Raw genomic sequence first — 24,226 nt, forward strand, 5'->3', positions numbered from 1 at the left:
CGATGGGTTCGGGCTTCGATCGTCGGCTTGGGCCTTAAGGCTCTGCGCGTCCCTTGGCGATGGGTTCGGGCTTCGATCGTTGGCCTGGGCCCGGGGACTTCTGCGCGTCCCTTGGTCGCGGCTTACGCCGCTCCTACACGGTCAGCGGCGCCGCGCGGGTTTCTTCTTCGCCGGCGCATTGGCCTTGCGCAACGCCGCCTCGAAGGCCAGGCGCAGCCACGGCCGCATGTCCTGCGGCGAGTCCATCGCCGACTCGGGCACGGTCCAGTAGCTCATCTCGATCGGCTTGCGCTGGCGGTCGTAGACGAAGGGTTCGCAGCCGGCGGCGAGGAAGCGCGGGCGGCTGGTCTCGTCGGTCTTCAGATACAGCGTCTCGTCGGCGACCAGGCCGATCATCAGGCCGTCGTGGTACAGACCGTAGCCGCCGAACATGCGGCGCGCGCTCAGCGCGCCGAAGTCGGCGGCCAGATCGCGCAGGTGGGCGATGAAGTCGTCGCTCATGCGGCGCATCGTAGCGCCGCGCAGGCGCGCCGTCAGCGTCCAGGACGGCGCAGCACGCGGCGGGGCATGCGGACGGCGCCAACAAACAGCCCGGCTCGCGCCGGGCTGTTTCTAGGACGGTCCTCCGCCGACCGGGCTTTATCCGGCAGGACTCAGAACCTGTGCCACAGGCGGACGAAGTACGAGGCGCCGTTGAGGCCGAACTGGACGCTGTCGAACACGTGGCCGTTGTCGGTCTCGTCCGGGTTCTGCCGGGTCGGCTTGACCCCGAAGAGGTTGGCGCCGCCGACGGTCAGCTTGGTGTTCTCGCTGAAGGCGTAGGTCACGCTGAGGTCGGCCGAGGTCTTGGCCTTGTAGTGCGCGTTCGGCACCCCGGCGGCGGTGCCGGAGAACGTGCCCAGGGTCTGCGGACCGAAGTGGATGATCTTCAGATTGCCTTCCCACGGGCCGCGCGACAGGTCGAAGCCCAGCACCGCCTTGGACTTGGGCGCGCCCTGCTCGATGAACAAACGCTCGCGCTCGGACAGCAGCACGTCCTCGCGTCCGATCAGCGCCGGCGGCGCGTGGATCGCCTTGACCTCGGTGCGGTTGAGGTTGAGGGCGAAGAAGGTGCCGAGCTTGAAGTCGTTGCCGAGTTCGCGCTCGTGGTTGAAGGTCAGGTCGATGCCGTCGGTGCGGGTGTCGACCGAGTTGACGAAGAACTGCGCCTGGCCGACGCCGAGCGACTGCAGGATGCCGCCGATGGTCGGGTCGGTGGTGTCGAAGCGGCCGCTCAGCACGATCCGGTCGTCGATGTCGATCCGGTACGCGTCCAGGGTCAGCGAGGTGTCGGCGGTCGGCGACCAGGTCAGGCCGACGGTGTAGTTGCGCGACTTCTCCTTGGTCAGCAGCGGCAGGCCGGCGGCGTTGGCGATGGTGCCGCCGTTGGGCGCGATCACCACATCGACCGGTTCGCCGTTGACGAAGTCGGTGATGGTCGAGGAGAAGTACTTCTGCTGCAGCGAGGGCGCGCGGAAGCCGGTGCTGGCCGAGGCGCGCAGCATCAGCGTGTCGGTGGCGCGGAAGCCGGCGGCGAGCTTGCCGGTGGTGGTGTTGCCGAAGTCGCTGTAGTCCTCGTAGCGCACCGCCACCCCGGCGGTGAAGCGGTCGGTGAAGTCGGCCTCGACGTCGGCGTAGGCCGCCCAGCTGTCGCGGCTGTGGCCGCCGGCGTCGGCCGGCTGGAAGCCCGGGAAGCCCTGGCTGCCGGCGTTGCCGCCGACGCCGACGCCGTCGGCGTCGATGTAGGAGCCCGGCTCGCCGGCGAAAATCTTGTAGCGCTCGTCGCGGCGCTCCAGGCCGAAGGCCAGGTTGAGGCCGTTGAAGACCTGGTCGTAGAACCGGCTAACGTCGAAGTTCACCGTCTTCTGCTCGAACGAGAAGCCGCCGGCGTCGAAGCTGTCGGCGCTGACGCCCTTGCCGCCGTTGAGCAGGTCGAGGTTGGCGATCGACGCGTTGAGGGTGTTGTTGATCCGATAGCGCAGCTTGTTGTAGCCGTAGGTGTAGGACAGGTCGGCGTTCCACTCGCCCATCGCCCAGCGCAGGCCGAGGATGCCGAAGCGGTCGTCGAGTTCGCCGTCGATGAAGGGCACGAAGCCGTCGGGGTACATCGCCGCCGAGTTGCGCGAGGGGATGTCTTCCGAACCCAAGCCGTCGCGCGCGAAGGCCGCCGAGGAGGCGTCGCGCTTCTGCACGCCGAGGGTGAAGTACAGGTCCAGGTTCTCGCCCAACGGCTTGTCGCCGTTGAGGAACAAGGTGCGGTTCTCGACCTTGGAGTCGCCGATGATGCGCGGGCTGCCGGCCGGCTCGGAGCGGTCGGAGCGGCCGCGGTCCTGCCATTCGCCGGTGATGCCGAGGCTGCCGTCCTGGCCCAGGGCGAAGCCGCAATAGGCGCTGGCCAGCCAGTTCTCGCCGTCGCCCTTGGAGTACTGGCCGTAGCCGGCGACCGCTTCGCAGCCCTTGCGCTTCTTCAGCGAGATGTTCATGACCCCGGCGATGGCGTCGGAGCCGTACTGCGCGGCGGCGCCGTCGCGCAGGATCTCGACGCTGTCGATCGCCATCAGCGGAATGGTGTTGAGGTCGGTGCCGGTGTTGCCGCGGTTGCGCGCGCCGAACAGGTTGAGCAGCGCGGTGGTGTGGTGGCGCTTGCCGTTGACCAGGACCAGGGTCTGGTCCGAGCCCAGGCCGCGCAGCGCAGCCGAGTCGACCAGGTCGGCGCCGTCGGCGCCGCTCTGGCGGGTCGAGTTGAACGAGGGCGCGGCGTACTGCAGCGACTGGGCGAGGTCGAACTGGGCGCCCTCTTCGGCGTTCTTGGCCATCGGCAACACGTCGACCGGCGAGATCGAGGTGGTGTCCGAGGACCGCTGGCTGCGGCGCGAGCCCAGCACCGAGACCGTTTCCAGGGTGCGCGCTTCGCCTTCCGGCGCCGGCGCGGGCGCGGCGTCCTGGGCGGCGGCGGTACCGGCGAACAGGCCGCCGGCCAGCAGCGCGCCTTGGATGGCACAGAACAGGCGGGCGCGACCGGGGCGGAAACGGGAAGACGTCATAGCGGGATCCTTGGCTGGGGCGGGCGGGGCATCCGCCTAGCCTATCGCCAAGACGACAGTTCGTGCACAGTCCGGCGACCGGGTTCGCAAAAAATTCCCGGCCGCCGCGGTCCGCCGGGCGGAACCTGCGGGTCGCACGGCACACTGTCCGCACGACCTTCGGTTCCGGCGACGGTCAGCGGCCGGGCGCGCCCGCCGGCCGCGCCGGCGCCGGTTCGGCCGCTTCGACCCAGCGCGCGAAGAAGCCGCCGAGGTCGCGGCCGCTGGCGCGCTCCATCGCGCGGCGCAGATCGGCGCTGGTCGCCGAGTGGCCGTAATGGGCCCGGGTGTAGGCGCGCACGCCGCGCCAGAACGCGCGCTCGCCGAGTTCCTCGCGCAACAGGTGCAGGACGTAGGCGCCCTTCTGGTAGACCACCGCGCGGTCGTCGGCGCTGGGCTTGAGCCAACGCTCGTAGATCAGCGCGTGGTCCTTGCCGGTTTCGCGCAGCTTGTCCAGGCGCCGCTTCCAGCCTTCGACCTGCTCGCGGTACGCGGCCTCGCCGTAGCGGTGCTGCAGGTAGGCGGCGGCCATGAAATTGGCGAAGCCTTCGTTGAGCCAGAACTCGTTCCAGTCGCGGCAGGTGACCGCATTGCCCCACCACTGGTGCGCGGCCTCGTGCGCGATCAGCGCCTGCGCCTGCGGTTTTTCCAGCACTTCGCGGCCATAGGCCTCCGACATCAGGGCGAAGCCGGCGTGCTCCTGGCCGATGGTCTTGGCGACCAGGGCCTGGCTGTAGCTGCCGGTGTAGCGGATGCCGGCGCGGCGGCCGAAGAAGCGCAGCATGTCGGCGGTGTCGGCGAACACCCGGCGCAACTGCGGCGGCGACAATTCCGCCGACAGATAGCGCAGCTCGACCCGGTCGCCGCTGCCGCCGGCCTCCTGGTAGCGGCCGGCGGCGAAGCCGTAGACATAGCTCGGCATCGCCAGGTCCTGGCGCCAGCGCCAGGTCTGGCGGTGGCCGCCCAAGGCGGTGCGCGCCAGCAGGCGGCCGTTGCCGACCGCCTTGAGCCCGCTGGGCACGGTCAGGCTGAGGTCGAGGGTGGCGCGTTCGCGCGGCGCGTCGACGCAGACCAGCCACTGGCTGGTCGAGAACACGGTATAGACCTCGCTGCGCTCGGGGTGGAACTCCAGGCCGAACCTGGGCGCGCCGCGGTAGACGATCTGGATCTCGCGCCGTTGCCCGGCCGCGGCCGGCGCCGGCAGCTTCACCCGCAGGCGCTGGTCGAGCTTCTCGAAGGCCAACGCCTGACCGTTTTCGCGCACCGATTCGACCTGCAGTTCGCCGGCGTCGAAGTCGATCTGCTGCTGCCCCGCGACCAGGGCCTGGAAGCGGATCGCGACCTGCCCGCGCAGACTGCGCTGGGCCAGGTCGGGTTCGATCTGCGCGGTGTAATGCAGCACGTCGATGCCGCTGCCCGCACGCGGCGATTCGCCCTGCGCCAACGCCGCACCGCTGGCCAACGCCAATGCTCCGGCCGCACCCCAGCGCCAACGGCGCGAATCCTGCGCGCGAGGCGATGCCGGAGTCGTGTGCGGGGTGAGCGGGTGCATGAGGCGCGTCCTGTCCCTGCCGGAATGCCGGCGATCCGTGATGATCCAAGTCGGCGCCGATGATCGCCGATGCGCAACCGCGACTGAACCCATCGTGCGCCTGCGGTTCGACTGCCGTTCGGGAAACTTCGGCGCGCAAAGAGCGTGCAAGGGACGGAGGAGTTAAGCGCGCTTAACACCCTGCGCCCCCGGCTTTCGCACCGCGCACCCCGCAACCGTCATGCCCCGCGCAGACGGGCATCCATGGACTTCAGTCCGCGTCGCGATGACGCCCTGGGTTCCCGCCTTCGCGGGAACGACGATAGACGGGTCGCGGCGCTCGGTGCGCCCGCCGACCTTTGCGCTGGGCGGCGACGCGTTCCTGCGCAGCATCAAGCCGTCATGCCCGCGAAGGCGGGCATCCACTGGCTTCGGCTCCCTGTCGCGGCTCCCCCGCCGTTTCGCATCGTGCCCACGCCTCAGGCGTAAGCTGCAGGCGCCCTCCCCGTGCGCCCGGAGCCGCCATGAACGCCGAGAAGTCGCGCGATCTCGCCCTGTTGCTGCTGCGCCTGAGCCTGGGCGCGCTGATCCTGTTGCACGGCATCGCCAAGCTGCGCGGCGGCCTCGACGGCATCGTCGGCATGCTGCAGGCGCGCGGCTTGCCGGGTTTTTTCGGCTACGGCGTGCTGGTCGGCGAAGTGCTGGCGCCGCTGCTGCTGATCCTGGGCTGGCATGCGCGCCTCGGCGCGGCGCTGGTCGCCGCCAACATGCTGGTGGCGATCGGCCTGGTCCATCTGGGCCAACTCGCCCAGCTCAACGAACAAGGCGGCTGGGCGATCGAACTGCAGGCGATGTTCCTCGCCGCCGCCGTGGCGATCGCCCTGGCCGGGCCGGGGCGCTACAGCCTCAACGGCAAGTAGGTCCGGCCGCGCGGACGCCGCGACGCGGCGCCCGCCATCGGGACACCGGACGCATCGCGCTCAGATCCGCGCGACGCGGAACTTGCGGCCCTTGATCTTGCCTTCGCGCAGGCGCGCCAGCGCCGCCGCGGCCTGGCCGCGCGCGACCGCGACGTAGGACCGGGTCGGGTAGACGTTGATCTTGCCGATCGCTTCGGCCTTGAGCCCGGCCTCGCCGGTCAGCGCGCCGAGGATGTCGCCGGGGCGCAGCTTGTCGGTCTTGCCGGCGTCGATGCGCAGGGTCGCCATCGGCGCCGCCGGCGCGTTGTGCGCCTTGCCGCCCAGCGGCTGGGCGCGGCGCCAGGCCGGCGGCTGCCCCTGACGCTGGCCGATCTGCTCGGCGCGGGCGACTTCGCGCGGCGCGCACAGGCTCAGCGCGACCCCGCCGCGGCCGGCGCGGCCGGTGCGGCCGATCCGGTGCACGTACACGTCCGGGTCGGTCGGCAGTTCGTAATTGATCACCGCGCCGACGTCCTCGACGTCGAGCCCGCGCGCGGCGACGTCGCTGGCGACCAGCACGTTGCAGCTGCGGTTGGCGAAGCGCACCAGCACCTCGTCGCGATCGCGCTGCTCCATGTCGCCATGCAGGGCCAGGGCGGTGAAGCCGTAGTGGCTCAGCGAACCGACCACCTCCTCGGTGTCGCGGCGCATGTTGCAGAACACCACGCAGGACTCGGGCCGGTACTCCAGCAGCAGCGCGCCGAGCAAAGGGGTCTTCTTGGCCGGTTCGATTTCGTAGAAGTACTGCTCGATCGCCGGCGCCGCGCTGGCGCCTTCGACCGTGACCTCGACCGGATCGCGCAGGGCGGCGCGGGCCAGTTCGCGGATCGCTTCGGGGAAGGTCGCCGAGAACAGCAGGCTCTGGCGCGACTTCGGGGTCTTGGCGACGATCGCCCGGATCGGCTCTTCGAAGCCCATGTCGAGCATCCGGTCGGCCTCGTCGAACACCAGGGTACGCAGGCCGTCGAGCTGCAGCGCGCGCTTGCTCAGCAGTTCCTGCAGACGGCCCGGGGTGCCGACCACGACGTGCGGGGCGTGCTCCAGCGAGGCCAGTTGCGGGCCCAGCGGCATGCCGCCGCACAGCACCGAGATTTTCAGATTGGGAATGGCGAAGGCGAGCTTGCGCAGCTGCTGGCCGACCTGGTCGGCCAGTTCGCGGGTCGGGCACAGCACCAGGGCTTGGGTGCGGATCGCCGCCGGGTCCAGGCGCTGCAGCAGGCCCAGGCCGAACGCGGCGGTCTTGCCGCTGCCGGTCGGGGCCTGGGCGATCAGGTCGCGGCCGTCGAGCACGGCCGGCAGGGCGCGGGCCTGGATCGGGGTCATCGCCGCATAGCCGGCCGCGGCTACGCCCTGCAGCAGGGCCGGGGTCAGCGGGAGGGCGTCGAAAGCCGCCGGAGCGGCGCCGGTCGCGTCGGCGCCGGCGGTCGGGGAAAGATCGGTCATGCGCCATGATCGCAGCTTCGCGCCGAGCTTGCGCCCGGGGCGCCGGTTGGGCGCCCCGTTCGACGCGCCTGCGCCGGGTCGCCTCCCGGCCTCTGTCGCCCCTTGCCGTTGCTGTCCCTCCCTTTGGAAGGGGCATGGGGGATTGGCTTTGCTTTTGCCCGAAGGCAAAGGCAAATCCCCCGCGCCGCCGCACACGTCGGGCTTCGTACTCGCGACGGGCGCCAGCCCCCTTTTTCAAAGGGGGCCAGTTTCAAAGGGGCCAAGGATCGCGCGCGCCCTGCGCCGCCGCTCCCGACCGCCCTGATCGAATCGCACCGCAGGACCGTAACCGCTGCCGAATCTCTCCGCCCCAGCCTTCGCCGTTCCCCCCTTTGAAAAAGGGGGGCCAGGGGGGATTTGCTCTCGCTCTCGCTCTTGCTTTTTGCCCCACGCCGCAAAGCCTATCCCGATCCAGCCCCCGCCCCGGAGACCGCCATGGAGCAGTTCCTGCACATCCGCGTCCCGCCCGGCATCGTCCTCGGCCTGGCCATCGCCACTTTGCTCAAGGGCCTGGCGCGGTTCGTCCAGCGCCCCAGGCGCGAGCGCGTCTACGGCGTGCACATCGCCTGGGCGCTGTCGATGTTCACCCTGCTGGCGCATTTGTGGTGATGGGAGTTCCGCCTGGTCCATGTCGGCCAGTGGAGCTTCGTATCGTTCGCCTTCCCGTTCCTGTACGTCGTAGTGCTGTTCCTGCTATGCGCCCTGCTGTTTCCCGACCACATCGGCGACTACGAAGGCTGGCGCGACTAGGTCCTGTCGCGGCGGCGATGGTTCTTCGGAATCATGGCCGCCTCCTACGTGATCGACTACGGCGACACCCCGATCAAGGGCCGGGGCTCTCGAAGCCTTCGGCCTGGACTACCCGCTGCGCAACCTGGCTTACGTGGTCCTGTGCCTGGTCGCGATGCGCACCCGCTCGGAGGGCCTGCCAGCGCGCCTTCGTCGCCGCCAGCCTGGTCTACCAGCTGTCGTGGATTGGATCTACCGCCTGTACGACTTCGTCAGCTGAGCGCAGGAGCGGATAGACACTGCATCACACTGAGAGTAAAACTGCTCACTCGGTCACAACATCGATGTCCCTATCGTCGGCGCATGTTCGATACGACTCTCCCCGCATGAGCCGAGCCTTCGTCAAGGAGGGCGACGGCGAGCCGTCGTCCCTCGACCTGCCCGAGCTGCCGATCAGCGAGCACCCGAACTACGTCACCCCGCGCGGCATGAGCCTGTTGCGCGCGCGCCTGGACGAGGTCAGCCGCCGGCTCGGCGCGATCGACGCCGACGCGGCCGGCGCCGCGCTCGAGCGCGCCCACCTCGAGCGCGAGCTGCGCTGGCTGCAGGCGCGCGTGCTCAGCGCGATCACCATCGCCCCGGAACGCCAGCCGGCGGACCGGGTCGCGTTCGGCGCCCGGATCGAGCTGATCGACGGCGCCGGCGAAGAGCACGTCTACCGCATCGTCGGCGAAGACGAGGCCGATCCCGAGCGCGGCCTGATCAGCTGGGTCTCGCCGCTGGCGCGCGCGTTGCACGGCGCGCGGGTCGGCGACAGCGCGCTGTGGAAACGTCCGGCCGGCGACCTGGCGGTGGAAGTGCTGGCGATCGACTACGGCTGAGCCGCGGCGCTCATTTCAACCGCGGCAGCACCTGTTCCGAGAGCAGCCGCTGGGTCAGTTTCGGCGCCTTCGGCACTTGGTAGTTGGTGGTGGTGATCACCACCACCGCGCGTTGCTCGGGCAGCACCTGCACGCTGTTGCCGCCGGTGCCGTTCATCGCATACGAGCGCATCGTGCCGCCGGCGTAGGCCAGACGGTGCAACCACCACAGATAGCCGTATTCGGTGTCCTCGTCGATGCGCGCGTGCGGCGCGATCGAAGCGCGCACCCATTCGGCCGGGACCAAGGCGCGGCCCTGGTGGCGGCCGCCGTCGAGGTAGAGCTGGGCCAGGGCGAGCAGGTCGCGGCTGCGCAGGCCCAGGCCGCCGCCGCCCTGGGCCAGGCCCAGCGGCGAGAACTGCCATTGCGGCGCCTCGATGCCCAGCGGCGCGAACAAGCGCTCGCGCGCGTAGTCCTGCAGCGGCCGGCCGACCGCGGCCTGGACCGCCGCGCCGAGCGCGGTGACGCCGGCGGTGCAGTAACGAAAGCTGCGCCCGTGCGGCGAATCGGCCGGCTTCGGCATCCAGGCCGGATAGCCCTGGATCGGCAGGTCGAGGTAGAAGCCGACCCAATCCTCGATCAGGTACATGCGCTCTTCGTTGCCGCGCGACCAGGTATTCCAGTCGTCGCACTCCAGCGCCGAACTCATGGTCAGCAGGTCCTCGACGCTGATCGCCTGCTTGCGCGGATCCGGGTTCTGGATCGTCCGTCCGGCGCCGAGCCAGGGCAGCACCGGCGCCTGCACCGAGGCGATGCGGCCGTCGGCGATCGCCAGGCCGGCCAGCATGCCGGTCACGGTCTTGGTCGCCGAGCGGGTGTTGTGCCGGGTCTGCGCGTCGCTGCCGTGGAAATAGCCTTCGTAGACCAGGCGCCCGTCGCGGGCGATCAGCACGCTGGTGATCTGCTGGTAGTCGCCGCGCTGCAGCGCCGCATCCAACTCGCGCCACTCCGGCGCGACCGTTGCGGCCTGCCCTGTCGCCGCCCACGCCAGCCCGACCGCCAGCATCCATCCACGCACCCTCGCGACCATCGATTCCGCTCCCTGTTGTCCGGCCGGCAGACTAACCCGTCGCGGCGGCGCGCGATTGTCTGCGCGCAACCTGCGCACGCGGCAGCAAGGCCGCGCGCAGGCGCCGGTAGTCGCCGGGGGTGAGGCCGTAACCGCGGCGGAAGGCATGGCCCAGGTGCGCGGCATCCGCGTAACCGGCCTGCGCGGCGACCTCGGCCAGCGGCAGGCGCGGGTCGGCCAGCGCGGCCAACGCGCGCTCCAGACGCAGCCGGCGCAGGTAGTCGCCGGGCGCGCAGCGGTAGTGGCGGCGGAATTCGCGCGCCAGGTGCACCGGATGCACGCCGGCGGTGCGAGCCAGGTCGGCGATGCGCAGCGGCCGCGCGCACTCGTCGCGCAGTTGTTCGCGCACCCGCCGCAGCCAGCCCGGCGGGCGCAGGCTGCGCTCCAGCGCCAGTCGCCCGGTGTGGGCCAGCAGTTCCCAGCTCAGCGCCTCGCCGCTCAAGCCCGCGGTTTCGTCCCAGGCGCGGCAGGCGGCGAGCAGACGCAGCGCCGGCAACAGCGCGGCCGCGTCGTCCTGCCACAGCGCCTGCGCCGGCAGGTTCAGCGCCGTGCCGAGTTCGCGCTCGCGTTGCGCCGATACGGTCAGGGTGAAAAAGCGTCCGTGCTCGCTGCGGAAACAATCGCGATGGGTGGTGCCGGGCGGGTTGTAGATCAGTGCCGGACCGCGGCACAGCGCCGGTGCGCCGTCCGCGCTGCTGAGGTAGATGCCGTCGAGCAACAGCACGTAATGCGCGTCGTCGTGGAGATGGGTCTGGACCTGCGCCTCGGGCACGGTCGGCGACAGCTCGGCGAAGCTGAAACCTTCGGCCTCGCGCCGCAGGTCGCAGCGGCCCAGGAACACGCCATGGGCGAAACGGGTAGCGGACATCGATCGAGCTTAGCCGCCGCGACCGTTCGTCGGCACGTGCTTGACGGCAGGGTCCGCTGGCGTCGAAATATTTAGCAAATTAGTTAATTGCTGATCCATTGATCGCCGGGCGCCGCCCGCGCCGCCGTCCAGGACAGGGAGAGGTCATGCACGCATTGCCGGTCAGTCTGCACGCGCACCGGGTCCGCCCGCAGGCCGATGCCCGCGCCAGCATCGCCAGCGTCAGCCAAGGCCGCGTGGTCTGGGAGCCGATCCGCTCGCTGTGGTTCTCGCTCATGGCGCTGGGCGCGACGCTCGGCGGCGCGCTGACCTTCAGCTGGGGCGCGTTCGCCCTGTTCGTCCTCGCCACCGCGACGGTGCTGCTGCTCGGCCATTCGCTGGGCATGCACCGCAAGCTGATCCACGACAGCTTCGCCTGCCCGAAGTGGTTCGAATACCTGCTGGTGTACTGCGGCGTGCAGGTCGGCCTGGCCGGGCCGATCGGCCTGGTCCGCACCCACGACCTGCGCGACTACGCCCAGCGCCTGCCCGACTGCCACGACTACCTGGCCCATCGCCGCGCGCCGCTGCAGGACGCTTGGTGGCAGTTGCACTGCGAACTGCGCCTGGACCGCCCGCCGCGGATCGAACTGGAGCCGCGCATCGCCGGCGACCGTTTCTATCGGTTCCTGCAGCGCACCTGGATGCTGCAGCACCTGCCCTGGGCGCTGGCCTTCCTCGCGGTCGGCGGTTGGGGCTGGGTGTTCTGGGGCGTGTGCGCGCGCGTGGTCGCCGGGGTGTTCGGCCATTGGCTGATCGGCTACTTCGCCCACAACCACGGTGGCATGCGCCACGAAGTGCGCGGCGCCGCGGTGCAGGGCCGCAACGTGCGCTTCGTGTCGCTGCTGACCATGGGCGAGTGCTGGCACAACAACCATCACGCCTTCCCCGGCTCAGCGCGGCTGGGGCTGTATCCGGGCGAATGGGACCCGGGCTGGTGGCTGCTGCGCGGTTGCGAACGCATCGGCCTGGTGCACGGCCTGCGCCTGCCGGCCGATCTGCCGCCGCGGCCGGAACTGCGGCGCCTCGACGATCCGCCTTCGCCGCCTGCGCTGACCGACCTCCCTCCCCTGCCGCCGCGCGCCGCCGCGACGCGCTCCTGCCGCTGCCCGCTGTCCCCGGCCTTGCCCCGATGACCGACTTCCCGCCCCTGCCGCCGCCGCCCGCCCCGGCCCCGCCGGTCGCGCCGCCGCCCTCGCTGCTCGCCGAAACCGTGCCGGTGCTGATCGGCGCCGCCGTCGGCCTGGCCCTGCGCTGGATCTTCGACGGCGAGCCCGGCGAACGCTTCGCGCCGATGCTGCCGATCTTCTTCCTGCTCGCGCCGGCGGCGGTCGGCGCGGTGACCGTGTTCGTCGCCGAGCGGTTGCGCGCGCGCAGCGTCCGCTATCACGTGCTGGCGCCGATGGCGACGGTGCTGCTGGTGCTGATCGGCAGCATGGCCGCGCTATGGGAAGGCATCATCTGCGTGCTGCTGGCCTTGCCGATCTTCCTGCTGCTGGGCTCGCTCGGCGGCGTGGTGATGGGCCTGATCTGCCGCCGCGCCGGCTGGTCGAAGACCCCGACCGTGTACGGCATCGCCGTGTTGCCGCTGCTGCTCGGCCTGGCCGGCGTCGGCCAGGACGCGCCGGTGCGCTACCGCGCGGTCGAACGCACGGTACTGGTGCAGGCCGCGCCGGCCGAGGTCTGGACCCACCTGCTCGACGCCGACCGGATCCGCGCCGGCGAAGTCGACCGCGCCTGGATGTACCGCATCGGCGTGCCGGTGCCGCTGTTCGGCCTGACCCACCAAACCCCGACCGGGCTGGTGCGCGAGGTGCGCATGGGTCGCGGCATCGCCTTCCGGCAGATGTCGTCCGACTGGCAACCGCAGCGGCGGGTGCGCTGGCAGTACCTGTTCGACGCCGATTCGGTCCCGCCGCGCGCGCTCGACGACCACGTCCGCATCGGCGGCCACTACTTCGACCTGGGCGACACCACCTACACCCTGACCCCGCGCGGGCCGGCGACCGAACTGGCGATCCGGATGGAGTACCGGGTCAGCACCGGCTTCAACTGGTATGCGGTCCCGGTCGCCGACTGGCTGATCGGCGATTTCAGCGAGGTGATCCTCGATTTCTACCGCCATCGCGCCGAAGCCGCCGCTGCAGCGCCGACGGGGCTTGCAGCGCGGGAGTAAGCGATCGCGCGCTTCCTGTTTCAAAGGGGGCCTGGGTTCGTACGATCCGTCCCCTCGACCAACATCACAGCGTCCCCTTTTGAAACCGCGGTTCCCCCCCTTTGAAAAAGGGGGGCCAGGGGGATTTGCTGTTGCTGTTGCTCATACCCAAAAGCCAGAGCAAATCCCCCGCGCTGCGAACGTCGCCGGGCAATCGAGTCGCGCTGGGCGCTCGCCCCCTTTTTCAAAGGGGGCCGGGGTTCGCACGGCCGATCTCTCACACGGCGCCGCGGTTGCCTCTCTAATGCCGCGGTTCCCCCCTTTGAAAAAGGGGGGCCAGGGGGGATTTGCTGTTGCTGTCGCTCATGCCCCAAAAAGCCAGAGCACCAGCACTACGCAAGTCGCCGCGCGATCTGGGTTGCGTCGGGCGTCCGCGCCCTAGCCGGCCGCCTTCTTCGCCCGCCGGCTCTCGCGCTTGAGCGGTCCGCCGATCGGGCAGATTTCGAACGCGAACTGGGTCAGGGTGTTGACCAGGTTGTCCGGCACCAGCCGGTAGACCACGAACTGGCCGCGGCGTTCGCTGTCGATCAGGCCGGCGTTGACCAGCACCGACAGATGGCGCGAGACCGCCGGGGCGCTCATCTCGAAGCGCGCGGCGATGTCGCCGGCGGTCAGTTCGCGCTCGGACAGGAAGGCCAGGATCTGCCGGCGCGGCGACGAGGCCAGGGCTTCGAAGATCTTGTCCTGCGTCATGGGGCACCGCCGTCGCCGGTCGCACGCCGTTCGCGTACCGGCCGATTATAGCGGTGCTTAATTAGCGAATGAGTTAATTGCTTCGGCGTTTCGCCGGCCGCGGCGGCCCGCTGGGCCGGCCGGGGCGCGGGGCGCGCGGCTCAGGCGCGCACGCGCTTGGGGTAGCCGACCATGCGCTGCAGCTCTTCGTCCCACAGCTTCAGCCGCGCGCATTTCAGGCTCGACCACAGGGTCAGGCGCGGCGCCGCCTGCAGCAGCGGACTGGACTCGAAGGCCTCGCGCAGGCGGTAGTTGGGGATGCGGCTGGCCAGGTGATGGATGTGGTGGTAGCCGATGTTGCCGGTGAACCAGTGCACGATCCGCGGCAGGTCGTAGTAGGAGCTGCCTGCGATCGCCGCGGCGTGCGAGTTCCACTCGTCCTTGCGGGTCCAGTAGGCGTCCTCGAAGGTGTGCTGGACGTAGAACAGCCACACCCCGGCCGCGCCGGCGATCAGCACGATCGGCAGGTGGGTCAGCAACACCGTCTTCCAGCCCAGCGCGTAGCCGAACCCGACCAGGGCCACGGCCAGGGCGAGGTTGTTGAACAGCACGCTGGCCCACTCGCGCTTCCAGGTGAACGGCAGGTCGAACGGGAAACGGTGCTTGATCACGAACTGGTAGACCGGGCCGACGCCGAGCAGCACCGGGGTGCTGCGGTACAGGCGGTAGCGCAGGCGGCCGAACCAGGACAGGGCGCGGTACTCGGAGACGGTCAGGGTGACGATGTCGCCCATCTCGCGCCGGTCCAGATTGCCCGAGGTGCCGTGATGGATCGCGTGGGTCTTCTTCCAGTAGCCGTAGGGGAACAGAGTCACCACGCCGAGGCAGCGGCCGACCAGGTCGTTGGCGCGGCTGCTGGCGAAGAACGAGCCGTGGCCGCAGTCGTGCTGGATGATGAAGGTGCGCACGTACAGGCCGGCGGCCGGTACCGCCATCAGCAGGGTCCAGCCGTAACCCCAGTCGCCGATCAGGCTCCAGGCCATCAGCGCCCACAGGACGGCGAACGGGACCAGGGTGTTGATCAACTGCCAAACGGCCCGGCCGAGGTGGGGCTGGGCGAAGTGCGCGCAGAGCTGACGCAGGTTGCGGGCGGTTACAGGCGATTCGGCGTCGGCGTTCAAGCGGCGGCTCTTCGAAGAGGACGCCGCATTGTGGTGAGCCCATTGCGACCTGGCAATGACGTGCGGTCGCGTATGTTTGTGATCGCGCGCCATGTTTCGCAATACGACGCGCGACAAGCCGCGCGGCGCAAGCGTCGCGGCGCCCGGCCCGGCCAAGCCGCCCCTGCCGGCCGGATCGCCTCCGGCTTGCCGGCCGGCCGGCAGCGGCTAGGCTATGGCGCATGTCCGCCTGGTACGTCTACGTCATCGAATGCCGCGACGGCAGCCTCTACACCGGCATTGCGGTCGACGTGGAACGGCGCTACGCCGAACACGCCGCCGGCAAGGGCGCGCGCTACACCCGCTCGCACCCGCCGGCGCGGCTGCTGGCGCGCTTCCCGCACCCCGACCGCTCGGCGGCGCTGCGCGCCGAGTACGCGATCAAGCAGCTGAGCGCGCCGGCCAAGCGCGCCCTGTGCGCCGCCGCGGCGACCGCCTGAGCGCTCAGAACAGCGCCCACAGCAGTTTCAACAGGCCCCATAGGGCCACCGCCCATACCGCCGAACGCAGGTAGGGAATGCCGGCCGCGTACACCGGCACGTAGACCAGCCGGGCCCAGAAATACAACTGCGCGCCGAGCGCGGTCTCGTCGCTGCCGCGGCCGGCGGCCTGCACCGCCAGCACCGCCGCGGCGAACAGGGCGAAGGTCTCGAGGAAGTTGCGCCAGGCCCGCTCCATCCGCGCGGCCACCCCGGTCAGCGGCTCGGGCGTGCCGTCGCGCGCGCTGGCGTTCCAGCGCATGCCGCGCTGCGCGGTCATGAAGCCCGCGTTGACCAGCAGGTGGACGATGCCCAGAGCGATCGACCAGGCCAGCATCTGCAGTTCCACGCTCATGCCTCGGTTCTCCCATGGCGCCGGTCGGCCGGCCGCTCAGACCGGCCCGTTCGGCAACAGCAGGATCTTGCCGTCGCGCTCGCCGGCCGCGGCCGCGGCCACCGCGTCCTTGATCCGGTCCAGGCCGAACGTAGCCTGGATCCGCGCGCTGAGGGTGCCGGCGGCGACCGCGTGGGCGATTTCGCCGAACACCTGCGCGCGCCGCTGCGCGCTGGCATGCTGGAACCAGCGCGACAGCCAGAAGCCGCGCAGGCTGACGTCGCGGAATACGAACGCCGCCGGCGAGATCTGGCAGGGTTCGCGGCTCATCGCGCCGTAGTTCACCACCACCCCGCCCTCGCCCAGGGCCTCGGCGAGGCGCTGGGTGGCGACGCCGCCGACCGCGTCGATGCCGAGCCGGATCGGCGCATCCTGCGCGGCCTCGCGCGCGCGCCGGGCCAGATCGTCGCCGTCGACCAGCACCACGTCGGCGCCCAGCGCGCGCACCGCCGCGACCGCCGACTCGCGCCGGACCACGTTGATCGTGCGCAGGCCGCGCTGGCGCGCGATCTGGATCAGATAGCCGCCGACCGCCGAATTGGCCGCGTTCTGGATCACCCAGTCGCCCGGGTGCAGCGCGACGAACTCGCTCAGCAGCAGCGAGGCGGTCGGCGGATTGATGGTAATCATCGCCAGTTGCTTGGGGTCGCCCTCGCCGGGCAGCACGACCAGCCCCTGCGCCGGCGCCACCCGGTGCGTGGTCCAGCTGCCGCCGCCGATCGGCAGCAACACCCGCTGGCCGGCGCGCAGGCCGTCCACCCCCGGACCGAGCGCAGCGATCCGGCCCACGCCTTCGTTGCCGCCCACCGCCGGCAACGGCGGCAGCAGGCCGTACTCGCCGGTCAGGGTCAGCAGGTCGGAGGGATTGATCGGCGCCGCCAGCACCTCGATCAGCATCTGGCCGGGCTGCAGCGGCGGCGCCTCGAACGGCACCGCCTCGATCACGTCCTGCGGCACCGGGCCGCGATGGGAATATTGCGCCTTGAGCATCGCCCACCTCCGTCGGAACGCCAGGGAAAAGCCACGGCGAACCGTCGCGACGGCCCGCCACCGGCGGCCGGCCCTGCGTCGCCGCCGACCGGTCCAGGCCCTCAGCCTACGCCGCCGCGGGTGCAAGCGTCTTGCGTCCAGGTCGCAGCGCTGCGACCCTGCCCTGCCACGTACCGCCCAGCGCCCATGCAACCGATCCGTTTCGAACTCGATGCCCGCCACGACCACGTCGAACTGAACCAGTTGCTCAAGCTGGTCGGGCTGTGCGACAGCGGCGGCGCCGGCAAGGCCCTGGTCGCCAGCGGCGCGGTCCGGGTCGACGGCCAGGTCGAACTGCGCAAGACCTGCAAGATCCGCGCAGGCCAGCGGGTCGATTGCCAGGGGGTGCAGATCGTGGTGGCCGCCGGCGCCTGATCCGTCCGCCGATTGCCTCCTGCTCAGCCGGCCGGGTTCGTTTTCTGCGCCTGCCCGGGGTCGTAATGGGCCCGCAGCACACGCAATTTGCCCCTGCCCGAGCGTTCGAGTAGACAAGGCCGAGCCGACGAGTAGGCCGTCGCCGCAATGGCCTCGGTCGAGGTCACCGTCATCGTGCCCTCGCCACAACCGGGAAGCGCATAGCGCAAGCGCTCGCCTTCATGCAGATCGGCACTGGAACCAGCCCGTAAGCGCCAGCGATAAGAAGAACCGTTGGCGCCCGGGCCTGCCGACGGCGCGACAGAGATCACCGCGACAGGCTCCGGCTGCCTACGCAATGCAGCCAGCACGTTCGCGGGTAGATCGGGCAAGCCTTCGACGGTCTTCTCTTCGTCGCCTTCTCTCAGCAAGGCCAGCCCCTCCATTCTCACGCCCGAGTGCTCGTACAGTTCCTCGCGCGGCTCCAGCCCCAGGCTCATCCGCTCGACGAACTCGGCCAAGAGCCCCGCCTCGACGAGATAGCGACGCTGTCCCCAACGAACCGGACGCAGCATCGTCCACACCCGTACCGCACACGGGTCGGGGTGCCGCAACGCGGTCAACTGCAGATCGCCATCGGCGCGCCCGCCTACCGCGTAATCGCAACGCAGCTCCGATCCGACGACGTCGCTGGACAATTGGGCATGGGCTCCGTTGATCGGAGCCAACATCAGCCGTTGGGCTTCGTATCCGGAGCTGGCGACATAGCGACCTGCCCAGGGATGCTCCTCTCCGAGCGCATCTATCTCTCTCAAGATCCTGCGCTTTCTCGCCAGATGGGCGGAGTTCGGGCTAACGCCGACCCATGTCGGGTGTTCCGCTACCTCGTCAAAAACCACTATCGGTCCTGGCTCCGGCAGGGGCCGCCTAGGCCACGCCAGCGCCGCAACCGTCCCGGCCAGCATCACCGCAGCGAACAAAGCAATCCGATAGGGGTCAAGGCGTCGCTTCGGCGACGACATGCGCTGCATGCGCGCTCTCCTCAATTTATCCGGAGGCTTGCTGCCAATCACGCCAACGGCAACGCGCTCTGCGCCCGGCACGCCTGGTCGTGCAAGCGCTGCACGTGCTGCGCCGCGGTGACGTAGTCGCGGCTGCCCAGGCTTTCGACGAAACGGCAGGCGGCGTAGCCGACGGCCTTGCGTTCGTACTCGGCCACCCACTGTTCGCGCTCCGCCAGGTAGGCCGGGTCGATCGGCCATACGCCGGGACGCGGGCGCAGGCGTTCGCGGATGCCGATCCGCCACGGCTTGGGGCTGAGCCGGGCGCGGAAACAGTGCTGGCGCTGGCACATCAGTGCGAACCGCGGGTCGGCCCCGACCGCGGCGAAGAACTCGGCCACCGCCGGCTCGTTCGGATCGAATAGCCGATGCATCGCCAGCAGGCGCAGCCCGGCCGGGGTGCGGTACAGGCGCAGATGCCAGTCCGGATGGCCGGCGACGAAGGCGCGCACGCGCCGCATCGCCCGCGCCTCGGCGCCGCCGTCGGCGGCGTGGCGGCGCTGGGACTGGGCGCGGGCGATCAGCGAAAAGCCGTACATGCCGGCGAGAAACGCCAGCAAACCGAAGCCGGGATAGCTGAACCAGCCGACCGCGACGCCGAGCGCCAGGGACGCGAACAGGTAGGCGTGGCGCCAAGCCGAGACCGGCGCGTCGTAATCGATGTCGGCGAACAGCACCCCGGGCGTGTTGAGGCAGCGCGCGCCGTAGCTGTTGCGGGTCACCACCGCGTCGCCGTCGCGTTCGACGATCTGCTCGCGGATCGGCAGGCCTTCGGCGTCGTAGGGCACGCGCGGCTCGGTGCGCGCCAGGCCGCTCTGCCCGGCCAGCAGGCGGTCGAAGGCGTCGCGGGCGCGCGCGTCGGCCATCGCCTGGGCCTCGGCCAGGCTGGCGTCGGACCAACCGAAGCGACGCACCGTCAGCGAACGCCGCCCGCTGGGGTGGCCGCGGCCGAACCGCTCCTGCACCTGCGCTTCGGCCCAGTACTGCGGCACGATCATCGCCATCCCTGCGTTCCCCCTATCCGTGAGCGACCGATTGTACGCAGCGCCGCGGCACTTGACGGCGGTCGCGATCGGCGTAGCATTTTCCTCACGCCCTCGGACAGACCGGCGGCGAATCAACTCCGTGAGGGATTCTCATGGCACACGAATACGATTACCTGGTTTTCATCGGGCGCTTCGAGCCCTTCCACAACGGCCATGCCGCCGTCGCCCGCCACGCGCTGGGCAAGGCGAAGAAGGTCGTCTTCCTGGTCGGTTCCGCCGACACTCCCCGCACCGTCAAGAACCCGTTCACCGTCGCCGAGCGCGCGGTGATGATCCAAAGCGCCTTCGCCGACGCCGCCGAGCGCCTGATCGTGCGCCCGCTGCGCGACCACCTCTACAACGAGAGCCAGTGGATCGCCGCCGTGCAGCGCACGGTCGCCGAGGCGGTGCGCCAGGACGGCGCCGACGCCGACGCGCGGATCGGCCTGATCGGCATGGACAAGGACGCCTCCAGCTACTACCTGCGCGAGTTTCCGCAGTGGCCGCTGGTCGACGTGACCCACACCGCCACCCTGTCGGCGACCGAACTGCGCCGCTACCTGTTCGAGGCCAACCAACTCGACAGCCACGGCGGGCTGATGCTAATCCGGGCCAACGTGCCGGCGCCGGTGTTCGACATGCTCGAAGCGTTCCGCAAGAACTCCCCGGCGTTTCGCCAATTGGTCGCCGAGTACCAGTTCCTCGAGCAATACCGCGGCGCCTGGGCCGATGCGCCCTACCCGCCGACCTTCGTCACCACCGACGCGGTGGTGGTGCATTCCGGCCACGTGCTGCTGGTGCGCCGCCGCGCCGAGCCGGGCAAGGGCCTATGGGCGTTGCCGGGCGGTTTCGTCGGCCAGCACGAAGGCCTGCTCGACGCCTGCCTGCGCGAGTTGCGCGAGGAAACCCGGCTCAAACTGCCGCTGCCGGTGCTGAAGGGCTCGCTCAAGGGCCAGCGCGTGTTCGACCACCCCGAACGCAGCGCGCGCGGCCGCACCATCACCCACGCCTACCATTTCGAGTTCGCCGCCGGCGACCTGCCGCCGGTGCGCGGCGGCGACGACGCCGACAAGGCGCGCTGGATTCCGGTCAGCGAAGCGCTGGAAATGAGCCCGCAGCTGTACGAAGACCACCTGCACATCCTCGAATACTTCCTCGGCCACGGCTGATCCAAAGGACCGCCCGGCCCCATGCCGGTGGACAGACCGCCGGCTTCTCCCAGACGCGAAGGAGCTTCCGTCATGCAATGCCTCGACAACCTGCTGCTCAACACCGACAGCTACAAGGCCAGCCACTGGCTGCAGTACCCGCCCGGCACCGACGCCACCTTCTTCTACGTCGAATCGCGCGGCGGCGTGCACGACCGCACGGTGTTCTTCGGCCTGCAGGCGATCCTCAAGGAATACCTCAGCAAACCGGTCACCCACGCCGACATCGACGAAGCGCGCGAGTTGTACGCCGCGCACGGCGAACCCTTCAACGAGGCCGGCTGGCGCGACATCGTCGACCGCCACGGCGGCCTGCTGCCGATCCGCGTGCGCGCCGTGCCCGAAGGCACGGTGGTGCCGACCCACCAGGCCCTGGTGACGATCGAATCCACCGACCCCGCCGCCTACTGGGTGCCGTCCTATCTGGAAACCCTGTTGCTGCGGCTGTGGTATCCGGTGACGGTGGCGACGATCAGCTGGCACGCCAAGCAGACCATCCGCCAGTTCCTCGAACGCACCAGCGACGACCCGGCCGGGCAGCTGCCGTTCAAGCTGCACGACTTCGGCGCGCGCGGCGTATCCAGCACCGAATCGGCCGCGCTCGGCGGAGCCGCGCACCTGGTCAATTTCCTCGGCACCGACACCGTCTCCGGCCTGTTGCTGGCGCGGCGCTATTACCACGAGCCGATGGCCGGCTATTCGATCCCGGCCGCAGAGCACAGCACCATCACCAGCTGGGGCCGCGAACGCGAGGTCGACGCCTACCGCAACATGCTGACCCAGTTCGCCAAGCCCGGCGCGATCGTCGCGGTGGTCTCCGACAGCTACGACATCTTCCACGCCATCCGCGAGCACTGGGGCAAGACCCTGCGCGAGCAGGTGATCGCCTCCGGCGCGATCTTGGTGGTGCGGCCGGACTCCGGCGACCCGGTCGACGTGGTCCACCAATGCCTGACCCTGCTCGACGAGGCCTTCGGCCACACCGTCAACGGCAAGGGCTACAAGGTGCTCAACCACGTGCGGGTGATCCAGGGCGACGGCATCAACCCGACCAGCATCCGCGCGATCCTGGAACGCATCACCAGCTACGGCTACGCCACCGACAACCTCGCCTTCGGCATGGGCGGCGCGCTGTTGCAAAGGCTGGACCGCGACACCCAGAAGTTCGCGCTGAAGTGCTCGGCGGCGCGGATCGACGGCGAATGGATCGACGTCTACAAGGACCCAGTCACCGACAAAGGCAAGTCGAGCAAGCGCGGCCGCATGACCCTGGTACGGCACCGCGAGTACGGCCACTTCAAGACCGTGCCGGTGCCGCACGACGCGCCGTCGGTGGCCGAGGCGACGCCGCCGCTGGGCTACGAGGATGCGATGACGACGGTGTGGGAGGACGGCCGTTTGCTCGCCGACTGGAGCTTCGCCCAGGTGCGCGAGCTGGCGGATGCGACCCGGCTTTGATCGGACGGAGCCTCCACTCGCGCCCCCGCCCGAACGCACAGCGTTCGGGCGGGGGCGCGCGAGCCAGTGGCTCGCAAGCGCGGCCCCTCACCCCGCCTGCGGCGACCGAAGGAAGTGCAGAGCTCAGAGGGCTAGGGTGAGGGCAACCCGCTCCTCGCCACCACCGATTCCAGGATGCCTCCCATGCCGGCCCCACTCGAAGGGCTAGCGACCGCCGATCCGGGCACGCTCCCGCTCAGCGCGGCCTCTTCCCTGTTCCAACGCCTGCGCGCGACCACGCCGCAACTAGTCCGTCGCGCGCCGGGCGAACACGATGCCGCGCGCTGGCGCGAGCAGCGCATCGGCGCGCGTCGCTACCGCATCGCCCAACCGGTCACCTTCACCCCCTACGCCGCGGCGCGGCCGTGTTCGGCGCGTTGCCTGTTCTGCTCGGAAAACCTGCGTCCGGCCGGCGCCGGCGCGATGGCGCAGACGCTGCGGCCCGGGCCGGATTATTTCCACGGGCTCGGCGCAGCGCTGGCGCAACTGCGCGGGCTGCCGCTGTCGTGGTCGCTGTCGGGCCTGGAATCCAGCGACGACGAGGACTGGTTCCTACGCCTGCTGGACACCCTCGGCGCGGCCGAACGCGACGGCGTGGCGGTCGAGGAACGCGTGCTGTACAGCAACGGCGCCGGCTTCGCCCGCGGCCGCGGCGAGGAGCTGATCGCCGCGTTGCAGGCGTTCGGCCTGTCGTGGCTGGAGCTTTCCCGCCATCACTACGATGCGGCACGCAACCAGCGCATCATGCGCTTCCGCGACGGCGAGGCGATCGCCGACGGCGTCCGCTTCGAGACGGTGGCGCGGCGCCTGGCCGCGGCGCTGCCGCTGCGCCAGGTCTGCATCCTGCAGCGCGGCGGCATCGACGACGCCGACGGCGTCGCCGCCTATCTGGACTGGGCCCGCGCCTGCGGCGCCGGCACGGTGATCTTCCGCGAGTTCTCGCGCCTGGACGCGGGCTATCGCGACAACGCCACCCGCCGCTACATCGAGGCCGAACGCGTGCCGATCGAACAGGTGCTGGCCGCATGCATGGACGCGCCGTGGTGGTCGCGGCTGCAGCCGCGCCGGATCACCGAAGGCTATTACTTCTGGAACCTGCGCCTGCACGATCCGCGCAGCGGCCTGGAGGCGGTGTTCGAATCCTCCGACTACGCCGCGATGCACCGCCGCCACGCCAGCGGCGACGTGTACAAGCTGGTCTACCACGGCAACGGCCGGCTTTGCGCCGGCTGGCAGCCGGATCGCGACATCCTGTGGGAGGCGCCGCATGGACAGCCGTAGTTGGCTATTGCTGGACCCGGACCCGCCCGAACACCGCCTGCCCGACGACCTGCGCGCGCGCGACGGCCTGGACGGCCGCGACTGCGGCTGGGTCGCGCAGATGCGCCCGTTCGTGCGCCACTTCAGCCGCCCCGGCGAGGTCGTGTTCGATCCGTTCTGCGGCTTCGCCACCACACTGCTCGCCGCCGCGCTCGAAGGCCGGCGCGGCTGCGGCGTGGAGATCGATCCCGAGCGCGCCGCGCTGGGTCGCGAGCGGCTGGCGCGGCACGGCGTCGAAGCGCCGATCGCGACCGGCAGCCTGCCCGGAACGTCCGCGCCGCAGGCGTATTCGCTGTGCCTGACCAACGTGCCCTATTTCGGCTGCCGCTGGCCCGGCCGCGACGACGCCGGCCAGCTCTACCTGGAGCGCGACTACGCCGCCTACCTGGAACGCCTGCGCGACATCTTCCATGCCGTGCGCGAGGCGCTGCCGCAGGGCGGCTATTGCATCGCCATGGCCGAAAACCTGGTCATCGACGGGCGCATGCTGCCGCTGGCCTGGGACCTCGGCCGGGTACTCGGCGGCCTGTTCGTGGCGCGCGAGGAGCGCCTGCTGTGCTACCGGCGCGAGCCGCAGCCGCGCGCGCCCGGCGATGCGCGCAGCGACCGCAGCCACGAGTACGCGCTGGTGTTCCAGAAACAGCCGGAAACGATCTGCCTGCAGAGCACCCGCGACGAATTGCAGGCGATGCGCGCGGCCGGTTTCGAGTATCGCCTGCACGGCAGCTTCGCCCATTGGCTGGCGCACGGCGGCGACGGACTGAAGCGGCCGCCGGCCGACGCCGATCTGCTGCTCGACGACGGCGATCCCGAGGCGCTGGACCGGCTGCTTTTCTGGCTGCACGAGCGCCATTACGAACTGAGCCTGTGGGGCGAGCCGGTGCGCCCGCCGTTGCGGCTGGAACGCTGGGCCGAGCACTGGTACCTGCGCGCGCAACGCCGCGACCGGCTCGGCCGCCTGGTGCGGCTGGACCTGGGCCTGGCCAGCCGCCATGCGCAGCTGGCGCCGGTGCCGCCGCAACGCGACGGCTGA

General features: G+C 70.4%; 23 protein-coding genes. 11 read left to right on the forward strand and 12 right to left on the reverse strand.

Features of this window, described 5'->3' with window-relative positions; all coding sequences use genetic code 11:
* Positions 1–141: 141 nt before the first annotated feature.
* The 3 genes from AC3A57_RS11760 to AC3A57_RS11770 form a co-directional block, all read right to left on the reverse strand.
* Positions 142–501, reverse strand: coding sequence for a TfoX/Sxy family protein (locus AC3A57_RS11760; protein ID WP_487579090.1), 360 nt, complete (start codon positions 499–501; stop codon positions 142–144).
* A 152-nt stretch (positions 502–653) separates the two neighbouring features.
* On the reverse strand, positions 654–3,083 hold the full coding sequence (locus tag AC3A57_RS11765; RefSeq protein WP_487579091.1) for a TonB-dependent receptor plug domain-containing protein: 2,430 nt from the start codon (positions 3,081–3,083) through the stop codon (positions 654–656).
* Between the two features lie 175 nt (positions 3,084–3,258).
* A complete protein-coding gene (locus tag AC3A57_RS11770) occupies positions 3,259–4,674 on the reverse strand; it encodes a M1 family metallopeptidase (protein ID WP_487579092.1) in 1,416 nt (471 codons plus the stop codon).
* 503 nt (positions 4,675–5,177) lie between these two features.
* On the opposite strand from AC3A57_RS11770, the gene AC3A57_RS11775 reads away from it, so the two are divergent.
* The gene (locus tag AC3A57_RS11775; protein WP_487579093.1) at positions 5,178–5,573 is read left to right on the forward strand and encodes a DoxX family protein; all 396 of its coding nucleotides are present in this window, start codon (positions 5,178–5,180) and stop codon (positions 5,571–5,573) included.
* 60 nt (positions 5,574–5,633) lie between these two features.
* On the opposite strand, the gene dbpA is transcribed toward AC3A57_RS11775, so the two are convergent.
* Complete coding sequence (dbpA, locus tag AC3A57_RS11780) at positions 5,634–7,055, reverse strand: ATP-dependent RNA helicase DbpA (protein WP_487579094.1); 1,422 nt, start codon at positions 7,053–7,055, stop codon at positions 5,634–5,636.
* Between the two features lie 474 nt (positions 7,056–7,529).
* Between dbpA and AC3A57_RS11785 the strand changes: the two genes are divergently transcribed.
* Positions 7,530–7,703, forward strand: a complete 174-nt coding sequence (locus AC3A57_RS11785) for a hypothetical protein (protein ID WP_487579095.1) — start codon at positions 7,530–7,532, stop codon at positions 7,701–7,703.
* Positions 7,704–8,209: 506 nt separating this feature from the next.
* The gene (locus AC3A57_RS11790) at positions 8,210–8,704 is read left to right on the forward strand and encodes a GreA/GreB family elongation factor (RefSeq protein ID WP_487579096.1); all 495 of its coding nucleotides are present in this window, start codon (positions 8,210–8,212) and stop codon (positions 8,702–8,704) included.
* A 10-nt stretch (positions 8,705–8,714) separates the two neighbouring features.
* Here the strand turns inward: AC3A57_RS11790 and AC3A57_RS11795 are convergent, their stop codons facing one another.
* Positions 8,715–9,773, reverse strand: coding sequence for a serine hydrolase domain-containing protein (locus AC3A57_RS11795; protein WP_487579097.1), 1,059 nt, complete (start codon positions 9,771–9,773; stop codon positions 8,715–8,717).
* Positions 9,774–9,804: 31 nt separating this feature from the next.
* The gene (locus tag AC3A57_RS11800; protein WP_487579098.1) at positions 9,805–10,680 is read right to left on the reverse strand and encodes a helix-turn-helix domain-containing protein; all 876 of its coding nucleotides are present in this window, start codon (positions 10,678–10,680) and stop codon (positions 9,805–9,807) included.
* A gap of 146 nt (positions 10,681–10,826) precedes the next feature.
* On the opposite strand from AC3A57_RS11800, the gene AC3A57_RS11805 reads away from it, so the two are divergent.
* The gene (locus tag AC3A57_RS11805) at positions 10,827–11,855 is read left to right on the forward strand and encodes an acyl-CoA desaturase (protein ID WP_487579099.1); all 1,029 of its coding nucleotides are present in this window, start codon (positions 10,827–10,829) and stop codon (positions 11,853–11,855) included.
* A complete protein-coding gene (locus AC3A57_RS11810) occupies positions 11,852–12,895 on the forward strand; it encodes a hypothetical protein (protein ID WP_487579100.1) in 1,044 nt (347 codons plus the stop codon). Before AC3A57_RS11805 ends, AC3A57_RS11810 begins: the two co-directional genes overlap by 4 nt.
* A gap of 417 nt (positions 12,896–13,312) precedes the next feature.
* Here the strand turns inward: AC3A57_RS11810 and AC3A57_RS11815 are convergent, their stop codons facing one another.
* Together AC3A57_RS11815 and AC3A57_RS11820 are read right to left on the reverse strand one after the other, a co-directional pair.
* Positions 13,313–13,627: a metalloregulator ArsR/SmtB family transcription factor gene (locus tag AC3A57_RS11815; protein ID WP_487579101.1), complete on the reverse strand. Its 315-nt coding sequence runs from the start codon at positions 13,625–13,627 to the stop codon at positions 13,313–13,315.
* Positions 13,628–13,767: 140 nt separating this feature from the next.
* Positions 13,768–14,787: a fatty acid desaturase gene (locus AC3A57_RS11820; protein WP_487579102.1), complete on the reverse strand. Its 1,020-nt coding sequence runs from the start codon at positions 14,785–14,787 to the stop codon at positions 13,768–13,770.
* Positions 14,788–15,008: 221 nt separating this feature from the next.
* On the opposite strand from AC3A57_RS11820, the gene AC3A57_RS11825 reads away from it, so the two are divergent.
* Entirely contained in the window at positions 15,009–15,266 is a 258-nt protein-coding gene (locus AC3A57_RS11825) for a GIY-YIG nuclease family protein (protein WP_221671706.1), read from the forward strand.
* 4 nt (positions 15,267–15,270) lie between these two features.
* Here AC3A57_RS11825 and AC3A57_RS11830 read toward each other — a convergent pair whose 3' ends face one another.
* Positions 15,271–15,660, reverse strand: a complete 390-nt coding sequence (locus AC3A57_RS11830; protein WP_487579103.1) for an MAPEG family protein — start codon at positions 15,658–15,660, stop codon at positions 15,271–15,273.
* 36 nt (positions 15,661–15,696) lie between these two features.
* A complete protein-coding gene (locus tag AC3A57_RS11835) occupies positions 15,697–16,689 on the reverse strand; it encodes a zinc-dependent alcohol dehydrogenase family protein (RefSeq protein WP_487579104.1) in 993 nt (330 codons plus the stop codon).
* Between the two features lie 186 nt (positions 16,690–16,875).
* On the opposite strand from AC3A57_RS11835, the gene AC3A57_RS11840 reads away from it, so the two are divergent.
* Positions 16,876–17,103, forward strand: coding sequence for an RNA-binding S4 domain-containing protein (locus AC3A57_RS11840; RefSeq protein WP_487579105.1), 228 nt, complete (start codon positions 16,876–16,878; stop codon positions 17,101–17,103).
* A gap of 23 nt (positions 17,104–17,126) precedes the next feature.
* Here AC3A57_RS11840 and AC3A57_RS11845 read toward each other — a convergent pair whose 3' ends face one another.
* Positions 17,127–18,113, reverse strand: coding sequence for a hypothetical protein (locus tag AC3A57_RS11845; RefSeq protein ID WP_487579106.1), 987 nt, complete (start codon positions 18,111–18,113; stop codon positions 17,127–17,129).
* Positions 18,114–18,151: 38 nt separating this feature from the next.
* Entirely contained in the window at positions 18,152–19,147 is a 996-nt protein-coding gene (locus tag AC3A57_RS11850) for a hypothetical protein (protein ID WP_487579107.1), read from the reverse strand.
* A 134-nt stretch (positions 19,148–19,281) separates the two neighbouring features.
* Here AC3A57_RS11850 and AC3A57_RS11855 point away from each other — a divergent pair, with 134 nt between their 5' ends.
* From AC3A57_RS11855 to AC3A57_RS11870, 4 genes are all read left to right on the forward strand, one after another.
* Entirely contained in the window at positions 19,282–20,337 is a 1,056-nt protein-coding gene (locus AC3A57_RS11855) for a bifunctional nicotinamide-nucleotide adenylyltransferase/Nudix hydroxylase (RefSeq protein ID WP_487579108.1), read from the forward strand.
* A 72-nt stretch (positions 20,338–20,409) separates the two neighbouring features.
* Positions 20,410–21,834, forward strand: a complete 1,425-nt coding sequence (locus AC3A57_RS11860; protein WP_487579109.1) for a nicotinate phosphoribosyltransferase — start codon at positions 20,410–20,412, stop codon at positions 21,832–21,834.
* Between the two features lie 183 nt (positions 21,835–22,017).
* Positions 22,018–23,154 carry a hypothetical protein gene (locus AC3A57_RS11865; protein ID WP_487579110.1) on the forward strand — a complete coding sequence of 379 codons (1,137 nt, stop codon included), beginning with the start codon at positions 22,018–22,020 and terminating at the stop codon, positions 23,152–23,154.
* Positions 23,141–24,226: a DNA methyltransferase gene (locus AC3A57_RS11870; RefSeq protein WP_487579111.1), complete on the forward strand. Its 1,086-nt coding sequence runs from the start codon at positions 23,141–23,143 to the stop codon at positions 24,224–24,226. The genes AC3A57_RS11865 and AC3A57_RS11870 overlap by 14 nt, the downstream gene beginning before the upstream one ends.

This window comes from Lysobacter sp. Soil_C_15, assembly GCF_057657315.1.